Here is a 12,919-nt window from a genome sequence, read left to right on the forward strand (position 1 = left end):
AATCATCGTAAATAATAGTCGTCTACTTAACTCGGATCAATAATACTCACACGATCGTAACCATCATGTTCCATCACTTCAACTAGAATTTCTTCAAATTGACTTGTTGGAATATTTTTCCCCACATAATCTGCACGAATAGGTAGTTCACGATGCCCACGGTCAATTAATACAGCTAAACTGACACGACTCGGACGCCCTAAACTAACAAGATTATCAATAGCAGCTCGAATAGTGCGACCTGTATAGAGAACATCATCAATTAATATAATATCTTTATCAGTGATGTCAACTGGCATAGTTGTGGTGTCAACTTCAACTTTCATATCATCACGGAAAGGTTTAGTATCCAATTCTCCAACGGGAATATCTAAATTTTCTAATTGCTTCAAGCGTTCTTGAATGCGTTTGGCTAAAAAAACACCTCTTGTTTTAATGCCTGCTAAGACAATATTATCTAAATTTTTGTTACGTTCTATAATTTCGTAGGTAATACGTGTAATAGCACGTTTCATGGTCACATCATCAATAATTTCTTTTCTTTTCATTGCAGTATCCTCTCTAAGATAAAAGAGCCCCTTCAAAAGGAGACTCTCTAGAATGACAAAGCCGCTCAGGCATTGATTTAGTCTGAAGTTTCTCCTTAACTATCTCACTGGATAAGGTTAAAGGAATGATTTGCTTATATTATAGCAAATGGTAAAAGTATTTTTCAAGAAAAACTTAATTTTTTCTCAACTTTTCTAAGGTTGTCTGAAAAATTTCCGGAACCTCTACTGAAAAAATCAAATTCTCTCCGTTACTAGGGTGCGTAAAACCTAGTGTTTGTGCATGCAAAAACTGTCCTTTACCCCCTAAAGTCTTACGGGGACCGTAGACAGGATCACCGGCTAGAGGATGGCCAATATAAGCCATATGAACCCGAATTTGGTGTGTTCGACCTGTCTCCAATGACAATTCAACTAAGGTATAATCACCAAAACGTTCTAAAACATGAAAACGAGTTATTGCTGGCTTACCTTTAGCAGTCACGGTTTGCTTCTTACGATCTTTATCGCTTCTACCAATCGGAGCCTCAATCACACCTCGATCATTTGGTAAATTACCATGCACAATTGCTAAATATTTACGAAGCGATTTTTTATCTTTTAACTCTTCAGCCAACACTTGGTGAGCTCTATCATTTTTTGCAACCATCAATAAACCAGAAGTATCTTTATCAATACGATGAACGATCCCTGGGCGAACAACGCCATTAATTGATGATAAATCCTTAATATGATACATCAAGGCGTTAACTAAGGTGCCCGAACTGTGGCCTGCAGAAGGGTGAACAACCATCCCTTGCGGCTTATTAACCACAGCAACGTCATCATCTTGATAGATAATATCTAAAGGGATATTTTCAGCTTGATAATCTAGTACTTCCTCTTTAGGAATATCAAAAGTAATCCGATCTCCTTCTTGAACAGTATATTTCGCTTTTTTTACTTGTCCATTTACTAACACAATCCCTTTTTTAATTTCTTCATTAGCTTGACTACGCGACAGTTCAGAATTATCCGCTAAAGCTTTATCTAGCCTAACTCCTGCTATTTTAATTGTGATTTCCATTACTTTCCTCTTTCCAAAGTGCAATCATTAAGCAAATAATACCGATTGTCAGATATGAGTCTGCTACATTAAAGATAGCAAAATTAATAAAATCTAAATGCACCATATCAACGACATAACCTAATCTTAAGCGATCTATAAAGTTTCCTAATCCACCAGAGATGATTAAGGTTAGAGAAATTAATAACCAATAACTTCCATTAATATGTTTCATCAAATAAATAATAGCAACACCAACAACAAAGATTGTAATTAAGGTAAAAAGCCATTGTTGATTTTGCAAAATAGAAAATGCAGCACCATAATTTCTCAGATAAGTTAGACTAACGATATTTGGAATGAATTCCTTAATTTGGTTTAGTTCAATATGTTTAACAATCCATAACTTAGATAGTTGATCTAAAGCAATCAACAAAATAGTTATTATTGGTATAATAATCTTTCTCATTACTTCTCCTATGAATTAAATCCCTTAAAATACTCTTCCATAACAGCAACAAATTTTAAAGCCATCTGAGATAAATTACGATCTTTTCGTTTGATATAAATCATTTGGTTATCTAGATGATCTTCTAATGGAATAACAGTGATACCATTCACACTGCGGCTATCCAAGAATCCTGAGCCCGTCGCATAAGCTTGGGTTCTTTCTAAAATACCATTTAATGTTGCTCTATCAGTAACATTATAGGTAACAGAACTATCAAGTACTTCCACAAAATTCTCCGAGTAATACCGATAATCATCTCTATCCTGTGTAAAACGTACGGTTGGTAATCCTTCTAAATCTGTCATTATCAGAGATGTTTTACTAGCCAAGGGATGGTCTTTCCCAAGATAAATATGAGTTTTAAAAGGAATAAGCTCTACAAACTCTAACCCCAATTTGTCCAACCGCTGAAGTAGACCTTTTTTATTTTGACTATTGATATAAATGATACCTATTTCGCTATTCCCTTGAGCAACTTCATCTAAGATACGTATTGTTGTTGATTCGAAAATACGGAAATAGCTAAAATTATCATTACATTTTGAAAACGCTGTGATTAAAGGAGGTAGAAAATCATAATGTTGACTTGCTATTGAGAATTCTTGCTCTGTAGCTTCAGATTGCGAAAACTGTTTTTCGAATGAATCAAAGCTTTTCACAACTTCTAAAGCATTCTCATAAAAAGTCATGCCTTGATTGGTCAACACTGCACCAGTAGTTGTACGCGTAAAAATCTGAAACCCTAATTCTGTTTCCAAATCACGAACGGCAACAGATAAACTTGGCTGACTAACAAATAGTTTTGCAGCTGCTTCACGAAAAGTACCACTATTTGCGATAGCAACAACATAACGCAGTTGTTGAATATTCATTTTATCACTTCCTCATTTTAGTACCCTTCATTATACCAAAAAATAACTATCCTTGCGGAAAATTCTTCATGAATTAGGACTATTTCACTATAAAAGAACAACAAAGTTTATGAGTATTAATGATAAATCTCTTAACATATTGTCTTTTGTTACAAAATGAAAGCTCTGACAATAATAAAAGACCTTATGAATAGTCATAAAGTCTTAACTAGGCATTATTTTGCGATTGGGTAAACAGACACTTGTTTTTTATCGCGTCCTTTACGTTCGAAACGAACAACACCTTCAACTTTAGCAAAAAGTGTATCGTCCCCACCACGTCCAACGTTAGCACCTGGATAGATGTGTGTACCGCGTTGACGGTAAAGAATTGATCCACCTGATACTGTTTGTCCGTCAGCTGCTTTAGCTCCAAGACGTTTTGCTTGTGAATCACGTCCGTTTGATGTAGAACCTCCACCTTTTTTGTGGGCGAAAAGTTGCAAGTTAGCAAGATTCATTTTTAACATAATGTTGTGTCCTCTCTTAAATTAGTGTGTCATGACTACTGTACTAACAAATTCAGAAGAATCTTTAGACAGATTAGTCATTCCAAGAAGGTAAGACTCAAATAATAATTGAACCTTATCCTCTTTATGTTGTGGTATAGAAGATAAATCTATCTTCATATAACCACCTTCAACGTCATTGATAATCAATTGCGCTTGGCAGGTTGTTAAAGCCTCTAATGAATTAATAAAATTAATTGATAAAGTACTAACAGCTGCACAAATCACATCAAAGCCGTACTCGCCACTACCAGCATGACCGCTGATTTCAGCACTATAAAGATAGCCTGATTGATTACGAGTAAAAGTTGCTTTAATCATGAAAAATTAAGCGTTGATTGCGTTGATAACAACTTTTGTATAAGGTTGACGGTGACCTTGTTTACGGTGGCTACCTTTTTTAGGTTTGTATTTGTAAGAAACAACTTTCTTTTGTTTGCCTTGTTTTTCAACAGTACCAACAACAGTAGCTCCTTCAACAACTGGAGTACCAACTTTAGTTGTTTCACCACCAACAAGAACAACTTCGTTAAATGTAACTTCTGCTCCTGCTTCAACGTCAAGTTTTTCAACGTAGATAGCTTGTCCTACTTCAACTTTAACTTGTTTACCACCAGTTTTGATGATTGCGTATGTGCTCATGATGCACCTCCTATAAAAATTTCTTGTGAGGTTTCCCTCTGTGAAGACTCGCCTATAAATCGTGAGAGCCTTGCTCTACTTAATCTAACGATTTTCGCGCGGTTGCACAGGATGTGCATTTAGTCAACATTCAAATTTTATCATAAACTCTTTTTTTATGCAAGATAAAACAAAATAAAATTATCAACTTTACCACTTCAAATTAACTAACTCATTCATCTCCTTATATGCTTTATCAACTTTATCTTTCATAGTCTGATCAATCGTAGAACGTTTCTTACCACCTTCAATATAATCCTCTAAAACTAGCGTCCTATAATCATAAGCTGGAAAGCCTTCTTCAACATAACGGCCATTTGGTTTTGCTTCTACTAGTGTTGGATGCGCCTTAACTTTTTTAATTACTGTTTTTTGACCTTTTTTCTCTATGGTTACATCCATTAATAATCCTCTTTCTGTCCAGATATCATCAACCGTTTCTAAACGCTGATTTGAAATAAAATTTCCCATAGAGTAAATAATAAATTTTTTCTGGCCATCTTTTTTTATCACTTCAGACGGTTCAACAACGTGAGGGTGTCCTCCGAATATAATATCTGCCCCCCATTTAATCATACTATGATAAAGCATTACTTGTTCTGTAGTAGGTTTTTTTTGATATTCTATCCCCATCTGTGGCATGACAATGGTGATATCTGCTTCTTTTTCAGCCTTTTTAATATCTTGCTTAATCTTTTTAGTATCTAAATCAGACATATGTTTTTCATAGTCACTCTTTGAAACATTAGCTTCCATACCATTGTAGCCATACGAATAACCTAAAATAGCAATTTTAATACCATTTACATGCTTAATTAAGATATCTTCTTTATTTCTATCCTTTAAATAAACCCCAATAGTATCCAATCCCAGACGATTAAAAGTCTTGACAGTATTGATAGCACCTGCCAGTTGTGAATCCAGAATATGATTATGTGCTAAGTCAACGACATCATATCCAGTTTCTTTCATAGTAGTTGCAATCTCATTAGGAGCATTAAATAAAGGATAGCCCGCTAAAGGATATTCTGAACTAATCGTCCCTTCATAATCACCAATCGCTAAATCAGCGCTCTCAATCCAAGATTTTACCTCTTTAAAATAAGGAGTAAAATTATAAGTGCCGTCGGGTTGGCGCGCACTGGCATATAGTACATCGTGCAGCAAAATATCTCCGTTTGCAACCACACGTGCTGTTTTTACAGTATTATTATTTGCAACCTTTTGCCCTTTAGATTGTGCTAAATCCTTAGATAACCCCAAAATAAAAATAGCAATAATAACGGCTACACAAAAAATAAGTGTTTTCTGATAAGGGATTCTTGCCATACTTGCCTCCTTTATTCGTATTATAGCATTTTTTATAACCTTATGATAGCGCAATCATTTTAATAAAAAACTACAGAGTAAATCTGTAGTTTAAAAATTCATTATAATAAATCGTCAATCAAGTCATCAACATCATCACTATCTGCTTGAGGTTGAATAGTAGTTACCATAATCCCTGCAACTGCCCTCTCTACAAGACCTTCTACATCCATACGTTTCTCATACTGTTCTGTATTCTTAATTTTAGGGTTAGTTTTTGGGCGATCTGGTGCAAAAATCGTACAGCAATCCTCAAATGGTTGAATTGAAATATCAAAAGTATCTATTTTTTGAGCAATATCAATAATTTCTAGCTTATCCATCGTGACCACAGGACGAATAATCGGTGTTGCAGTGACAGCATTAATAGCTTGCATACTTTCTAACGTTTGGCTTGCCACCTGTCCTAAACTTTCACCGTTAATAATAACAAGACCATTTCGGTCCTCACGAATACGATCTGTAATACGCATCATAAACCTACGTGTTAACGTCATCAAGTAGGCTTCGGGAGCTTTTGCCTTAATTTCCTCTTGAATTTCTGTGAATGGAACTTCAATAAATTGAATATTACCACCAAATTTTGTCAATTTACGTGTTAAATCATGTGCTTTTTTCAATGCACCTGGGCTAGTATAAGGAGGACTTGCAAAATGGACTGCTTCTATATCTACACCACGTTTTAACGCTAGGTAACCTGCTACCGGAGAATCAATCCCACCAGACAACATCAGCATCCCTTTTCCAGATGTTCCTACTGGTAATCCTCCTGCACCCCTAATATCCTCATATGAAATATAAGCAGCCTCATCTCGTATCTCGACTTTAAGATTGATATCTGGTTGCTTCATCTGAGCCTTAATATTTGGCAAGACTGAAAAAACAGCATCTCCTAAAGTATGATTTAGAGCACGGCTATCCAATTCAAATGAGTGGTCACTACGTTTTGCGGTAATTTTAAAAGTCATCCCATCTTTATAAACGGAAGTCATAATTTCCTGGACAGCTTTTACCAATGTATCAACATTTTTTTCTACTTTAAAAGATGGAGAAAAAGCTTGGATACCAAAAATCTCTTTTAAGGACTCTGCAACTTCATGATAATCTGTACCATTGAGATATACATGTCCTCTATCACGATCTGTTTTTACTGAAACATCTGGATAAATGGAGAGTACATGCTCCATATTATTTTTTAACTTATTGATGAAGCGCATACGGTTTTTCTTCTTAGTAGAGAGTTCTCCATAACGAATCATAATTTCTGAATACTGCATCTTATCCTCTAACTTTCTTAGTTTTTTCATAAACTTGTTTAAAAATAGTTAAAAATTGCTCTACTTGTCCCATATCATTATCATCATCTAAGCTGATACGTACAGCAGTTTGGGCTAACTTAGTTGAAATTCCCATTGCTATAAGAGTTCCTGCTGGTTTACCTGCTTTAGAAGAGCAAGCGCTAGTTGTCGAGATAAAAATATCATGTCCCTCAAAGGCATGGACAAGAACTTCTCCTCGGACACCCTTGATACCAAACGTGATAATGTTAGGTGAAAAATCTTCCTTACCCGAAAATAACGTAATATCCTCATATTTGGCTAATTCATCATGAATAATGGTTTTCATTTTACTTATTTTAGGAATAGCTACTACTTCCTTGTCCATAACCATTCGTAAAGCTTTAGCAGTAGCTGCAATCCCTGCGACATTCTCAGTAGTTGAACGTAAATCAGTTTCTTGTCCACCACCTGTTAGTAATGGTGAAATACGTTTTCCTTCTTTAATATATAGAAAGCCAACCCCACGAACGCCGTGAAATTTATGACTAGAAAAAGATGCAAAATCAACTCGCTCAGTCAAATAATCTTTAGTCGGTATCTTACCTATTGCTTGAACAGCATCAACATGAAACGATATAGTAGGTTTATCTGACAACAAGTCTGAAATAGCTTTTATTGGCTGAATAGAACCAATTTCATTGTTTATTGCCATAATTGAAATAAGAATCGTTTCTGGTTTAATTAATTTGACCAGTGCTTCTACGTCTACAAATCCTTTATCATCTACTGGCGCATAATCAATCTCAAACCCATACTCTCCAAGCCATTTAGCAGACTCTTTAACAGCTGGGTGTTCGATATCAGAAACAATAATATGATTTCCAAAATGTTGTTTCTCAAACGCAAGACCCTTAATAACCCAATTATCGGCCTCTGTACCACCAGAGGTAAAGAAAATTTCATTTGCTTTAAGCTCAAGTAAACTAGCAATTTGTTTACGGCTAGCCTCTAAAATCCGAGAAGATGTTGTTCCTAGCTCATGTAAACTTGAGGGGTTTCCATAGATTTTACTAGCTACTTCTTGATAAGTCCTTAAAACTTCTGGATAGGGAATAGTAGTTGCCGAATTATCAAAATAAATCATAAATCTGTCCTTCTAAAGTCAATCAGTGTTATTATAGCATAATTTTCCTACTATTTATATTAGTTTGTGAACATCCCAAAACAATATTTATGATAATTCTCATAATTTATCACAAAACTCACTACCTATTACACTAACATAGCTTAATAACCTAGGTTGCTTATTTAAATGTTTTAAATTATTTTTTCTTTAGCTTTTTTTAGGATAAAATCATATAATAGTTGATGTACATTTAAGGAGGGCGTCATGTCAAAAGGATATTCAAGACAACAGAAAAAGTCTACTAAGACTAATACTGATTCAACTCAATCACCCGCTAAGCATATAAAAACAGGTTTTTCTGCACTTCAAAAAACAATTGCATTAGTCGGTAGTGTTTTAAGTATTATTGTTGCCTCTATTACTATTACTAATGCGATTAATAATCACAAAGACTCTAGTAAGACTGATTCTTCTACTTCAAAAACCGTCATTATAAGAGAAAGTGGACAAAATTCTAGTAACCAAGTTTCTACTGAAAAAGATGAGACAAGGGCATCATCCAGCCAAACACTAGAAAATTCCTCTGCTAGTAGTACTCCGAGTAGCAGTTCAAATTCTGCTGCCAATAACGATCAAACATCATCTAGTACTAACAATGATCAAACAAATAATACTACTACCGATACCTCAACTATTGAAAATACAACAACACCTTAAAAAAGCTAGGTTCCCTAGCTTTTTTTGTATTCTTTGATAGCGTTAGCGCATTGTAACAAATTCCTCAGATCCAGTTGGGTGAATAGCAACAGTATCATCAAAGTCTGCTTTAGTAGCCCCCATTTTGATAGCAACTGAAAAACCTTGAATCATTTCATCAATACCATAACCAACACCATGAAGCCCAATAACTTTTTCCTCTTTTCCTAGGGTTATGAGCTTCATCTTAACTGCTTGGCGATTAGTGGTAACAGCCGTATACATAGAGGTAAAAGTTGATGTATAGACTTTGATATTATCTTCTCCAAATTGCTCGATAGCTGCTGCTTCTGAAAGTCCTACCGTCCCAATTACAGGGTGAGTAAAAATAACTGAAGGTACATTATGGTAATCTAATTTTTCGTTATCTTTATGATTAAAAAGTCTTTCTGATAAGCGACGACCTGCTGCAATTGCTACCGGTGTCAAGGCAATTTTCCCATTAACATCTCCAATAGCATACACGCCATCTACAGAAGTATTCTCAAATTCATCTGCTTTGATATAACCTTTATCATTTAAAACAATATCGGTATTTTCAAGTCCCATGTCTACATTTGGTCCACGGCCGATAGCCCATATTACACGATCAACGACAAGCGTTTTCCCATTTTCAGCTTCAAAAATCAACTTGCCACCTTCATCGCGTTTAAGAGATTTAGGTACATGGTTAGCATGTAAAGAGATACCTGATTTCTCCATTTCAGCCATAACCTCACTTGTTACCATGTCATCAAATCCGCGTAGAATATGGTCTTTTCTAAATGCAAGATGGGTTTCAACGCCTAATTCATTAACCACTCCAGCAAGTTCCGCCGCGATATAGCCCGCCCCAACAATCAATATAGAATCTGGTAAGGTCTCCCATCCAAAAAAATCATCAGAAGTCTCACCAAGTTCACTTCCAATAATATCAGGGTAAAGAGGGTGTCCACCTGTTGCAATAGTAATGTGAGGAGCTTTATATTGCTGACCATTCACTTCAATAGTATGGTTATCAATAAAACGAGCAAATCCATCAATCTTTTCGACTCCATTACGCTCAAAATTAGCGGCATACGACTGTCTAGACCGCTGCACGTAAGCATCGCGATTAGCTTTTAGAGTAGTAAAATCAAAATTAAGATTATTGACTTCAAAACCATAACCTGAACTATACTTATGGAGTGTCTCAGAAACTTGTGCACCATACCACATGATTTTCTTCGGTACACAACCTAAGTTAACACAAGTTCCACCTACTTGTCCACCTTCAATTAACAGGACTTTTGCTCCATACATGGCTGCCCTATTAGCGGTACCACTGCCTGCACTACCTCCACCAATAACGATATAATCATATTGTTTTGACATTACTCTCTCCTTGAATCATTGATACCTATACTCTATCACAAAGTGTTTACAGTCACAATTTTCTGCTACGTAGAATGCAAAACCAATATAATGTGGGCAATACTAGTTCAGTAGACTATCATAAATTGAAATATTATAAAAGAGAAAACTCAAGGAGCTCTCTCTTTTATAATATTACATCAAGTCCTGCATGGGTGCAAAGACAATTTTTTCGATATCAGACATATAGACAGACAACCGTTGTTGTTGGTCAAAATAAACTTTTAAAAGGTCATTGGATTCAATTTTTTCCCCAAGTTTAGACATTTCATCTTGTTCTTCTTGACTTGGCATTTGGCCAGATTGCATCATTTCTTGAACTTTTGATTGGGTAGCCAAAAAGTCTTGCCAAAGCACTTGTGCATCCGCATCACTTTCAATAGCTGATTTTGCAGTTAAAACTGCTTGGTATTCTGGTAAAGCACGAACAGCACGTTCTAATTCATTTGCTAAATCATATACATTAGCCATAAGTTACTCCTTTTTCTACTTGAACTTACCACTATTTTAGACTTTTATACCTTTTTTTGCAATTGAATACTACTAGTTTTCATTTAAAAATGATCAACATAATTGCGATATAGTTTTACAGCTTCTTTTAGTTCATACATGTTGTCTGAAGAAAATTTTTCTAGCACTTCTGTCACCAGGACGGTGGCTACTACAGCTTCCATAACGACACCTGCAGCCGGAAGTGCCGTGGGATCAGAACGTTCCACTGTAGCTCTATAAGGCTCGTGAGTATCAATATCAACTGACATTAGTGGCTTGTAAAGCGTAGGAATTGGTTTCATTACTCCCCTAACGATAATAGGCTCTCCATTAGTCATACCGCCTTCAAAACCGCCTAAATTATTTGACTGACGTATATAACCTTGGTCCTTTGTCCATGATATGGAGTCCATTACTTGACTTCCTTTTAAAAACCCTGACTTAAAACCTAGACCAAATTCAACACCTTTAAAAGCATTGATAGATACAACTGCTTGCGCTATCTTAGCATCTAACTTTCTATCCCAGTGTACATAAGAGCCTAAACCAACGGGAACTCCTCCAACGATAGTTTCAACCACTCCTCCGATAGTATCTCCAGCCTTTTTCACACTGTCAATATAATCCTTGATTTCTTGTTCGAAGGATGGATTGACGATAGCTACTTGCGATTGACTAGATAACACTTTGATTTGTTGAACTGTTAGCTTATCAGGGACAGTAATCTCCTTGCCACCAAAAACTACAATATGGTTGGCAATTTCGATACCAATTTCTTTCAAGATACGTTTAGCAATCGCACCAATAGCTACTCGCATTGTGGTCTCACGAGCCGAAGAACGCTCTAAAGCATTTCTCAAATCATCGAAACGGTATTTAATTCCACCTACTAAATCTGCGTGCCCAGGTCTAGGATGCTTAATACGACGTTTTTGCTTTAGGCGCTCTTCAATGTCTTCGACTGACATGATGTCCAGCCATTTGCTATGATCCTTATTAGTTACTGTCAGTGTAATAGGTGAACCCAAGGTTTTTCCATGGCGCACACCAGAACTAATGATCACTTGATCAGTTTCAATTTTCATTCGATTCCCACGACCATAACCACCTTGGCGGCGTTTTAAATCTTCATTAATATCTTTAGCAGATAATTTCAGTCCCGCAGGAATCCCTTCGATAATAGCTGTTAAACTAGGTCCATGTGACTCACCAGCAGTTAAATATCTCATCTATTTCTCCAAATAATCTCTCATTTCTTCTAAAGGTATTTGGTGGACTGTTGCACTACCTAATTGAGGCAGTATAACAATTTTAATAAATTGTCCACTTGCTTTTTTATCATGACTCAATATGTCAAATAAGACGTCCTTATCCCATTCCGCATAGTGGACCGGAAGGCCAAATTTTAAACACATATTATAAATATCTTGACTGATACCTCTTGGCATAAGATTTTTACGCTCAGCCACACGAGAAAGCTGGATCATTCCAATTGCAACAGCTTCTCCATGCATTATTTCTCCATAGCCAGCATGTACTTCGATAGCATGACCGATAGTGTGGCCAAAATTCAAATGCATCCTTAACCCTTTATCATATTGATCAGCTAAAACATGCTTTCGTTTAACTTGACAAGAGTGATAAATAATAGCTAATGCATTATCAAGGATACTATCAATAGTCCCATCCATCTCTTCTAAAATATGCCAGAGTTTTATATCATCAATCAAGCCATATTTGATGACTTCTCCCATACCTTCAACTAATTCACGATTGCCCAATGTTTTTAGAGTAACAGGATCTATCAGTACACCATCAGGTTGTGCAAAAGTACCTACCATATTTTTAGCGAATGAAGTGTTGACTCCTGTTTTTCCGCCAATGGAAGAATCAACCTGTGCTGTTAAACTAGTTGGAATTTGAAGAAAATGGATTCCCCGCATATAAGTAGAAGCAACAAACGCTGCTAAATCTCCGACGACGCCTCCACCAAGTGCAATGATCCCATCGCTTCTGGTCATATGATGCTTTGCTAAAAAAGCATAAATACGATTAGCAACTTCCAAAGTTTTACTAGCTTCACCCGCAGCAAAACTAAAAACATGTACTGTAAAACCTTGTTTTTTTAACTGGTTGACAAGCGACTCCCCGTATAATATTTCTACGTTACTATCTGTGATAATAGTTATCATTTGTTTCTGCCATAAATGTGATACCCAGTCACCAGCCTCAGAAAAACATCCTTCTTCAATTTTAATATGATAAGGGTGATTCGGTAAGTCAACTTCAACCTGCATTCT

At 36.0% G+C, this 12,919-nt stretch carries 15 protein-coding genes and 1 other annotated feature; of the genes, 1 reads left to right on the plus strand and 14 read right to left on the minus strand.

The window, feature by feature from the left end:
- Positions 1–26 precede the first annotated feature (26 nt).
- The 10 genes from pyrR to EGX96_RS00965 form a co-directional block, all read right to left on the minus strand.
- Positions 27–548: a bifunctional pyr operon transcriptional regulator/uracil phosphoribosyltransferase PyrR gene (pyrR, locus tag EGX96_RS00920; RefSeq protein WP_000823056.1), complete on the minus strand. Its 522-nt coding sequence runs from the start codon at positions 546–548 to the stop codon at positions 27–29.
- A gap of 175 nt (positions 549–723) precedes the next feature.
- Positions 724–1,614, minus strand: coding sequence for an RluA family pseudouridine synthase (locus EGX96_RS00925; RefSeq protein WP_000406597.1), 891 nt, complete (start codon positions 1,612–1,614; stop codon positions 724–726).
- A complete protein-coding gene (lspA, locus tag EGX96_RS00930; protein ID WP_001226253.1) occupies positions 1,598–2,062 on the minus strand; it encodes a signal peptidase II in 465 nt (154 codons plus the stop codon). The genes EGX96_RS00925 and lspA overlap by 17 nt, the downstream gene beginning before the upstream one ends.
- An 8-nt stretch (positions 2,063–2,070) precedes the next feature.
- Complete coding sequence (locus EGX96_RS00935; RefSeq protein WP_001025683.1) at positions 2,071–2,976, minus strand: LysR family transcriptional regulator; 906 nt, start codon at positions 2,974–2,976, stop codon at positions 2,071–2,073.
- A 215-nt stretch (positions 2,977–3,191) separates the two neighbouring features.
- Complete coding sequence (rpmA, locus tag EGX96_RS00940; protein WP_000916503.1) at positions 3,192–3,485, minus strand: 50S ribosomal protein L27; 294 nt, start codon at positions 3,483–3,485, stop codon at positions 3,192–3,194.
- A gap of 21 nt (positions 3,486–3,506) precedes the next feature.
- Positions 3,507–3,845, minus strand: a complete 339-nt coding sequence (locus EGX96_RS00945) for a ribosomal-processing cysteine protease Prp (RefSeq protein WP_000588481.1) — start codon at positions 3,843–3,845, stop codon at positions 3,507–3,509.
- Positions 3,846–3,851: 6 nt separating this feature from the next.
- Positions 3,852–4,166 (minus strand): 50S ribosomal protein L21, encoded by a 315-nt coding sequence (gene rplU / locus EGX96_RS00950; protein ID WP_000109135.1) that lies wholly within the window; start codon positions 4,164–4,166, stop codon positions 3,852–3,854.
- A gap of 34 nt (positions 4,167–4,200) precedes the next feature.
- Positions 4,201–4,280: a sequence feature (ribosomal protein L21 leader region), on the minus strand.
- A gap of 75 nt (positions 4,281–4,355) precedes the next feature.
- Complete coding sequence (locus tag EGX96_RS00955) at positions 4,356–5,534, minus strand: CapA family protein (RefSeq protein WP_000101231.1); 1,179 nt, start codon at positions 5,532–5,534, stop codon at positions 4,356–4,358.
- Between the two features lie 101 nt (positions 5,535–5,635).
- Positions 5,636–6,850, minus strand: coding sequence for a tRNA uracil 4-sulfurtransferase ThiI (gene thiI, locus EGX96_RS00960; RefSeq protein ID WP_001200105.1), 1,215 nt, complete (start codon positions 6,848–6,850; stop codon positions 5,636–5,638).
- 1 nt (position 6,851) lies between these two features.
- Positions 6,852–7,997 (minus strand): cysteine desulfurase family protein, encoded by a 1,146-nt coding sequence (locus tag EGX96_RS00965; RefSeq protein ID WP_000638895.1) that lies wholly within the window; start codon positions 7,995–7,997, stop codon positions 6,852–6,854.
- A 246-nt stretch (positions 7,998–8,243) separates the two neighbouring features.
- Between EGX96_RS00965 and EGX96_RS00970 the strand changes: the two genes are divergently transcribed.
- Entirely contained in the window at positions 8,244–8,696 is a 453-nt protein-coding gene (locus EGX96_RS00970) for a DUF6556 family protein (protein WP_000033715.1), read from the plus strand.
- A 42-nt stretch (positions 8,697–8,738) separates the two neighbouring features.
- On the opposite strand, the gene gorA is transcribed toward EGX96_RS00970, so the two are convergent.
- From gorA to aroB, 4 genes are all read right to left on the minus strand, one after another.
- Positions 8,739–10,088 (minus strand): glutathione-disulfide reductase, encoded by a 1,350-nt coding sequence (gene gorA, locus EGX96_RS00975; RefSeq protein WP_000043884.1) that lies wholly within the window; start codon positions 10,086–10,088, stop codon positions 8,739–8,741.
- A 174-nt stretch (positions 10,089–10,262) separates the two neighbouring features.
- Positions 10,263–10,598, minus strand: coding sequence for a YlbF/YmcA family competence regulator (locus tag EGX96_RS00980; RefSeq protein ID WP_000024629.1), 336 nt, complete (start codon positions 10,596–10,598; stop codon positions 10,263–10,265).
- 83 nt (positions 10,599–10,681) lie between these two features.
- A complete protein-coding gene (gene aroC, locus EGX96_RS00985) occupies positions 10,682–11,848 on the minus strand; it encodes a chorismate synthase (protein ID WP_001269904.1) in 1,167 nt (388 codons plus the stop codon).
- Complete coding sequence (gene aroB / locus EGX96_RS00990; RefSeq protein WP_001195725.1) at positions 11,849–12,916, minus strand: 3-dehydroquinate synthase; 1,068 nt, start codon at positions 12,914–12,916, stop codon at positions 11,849–11,851.
- Between the last annotated feature and the right edge of the window lie 3 nt (positions 12,917–12,919).

This window comes from Streptococcus sp. FDAARGOS_520 (assembly GCF_003812685.1).
Lineage (GTDB): Bacteria > Bacillota > Bacilli > Lactobacillales > Streptococcaceae > Streptococcus > Streptococcus agalactiae.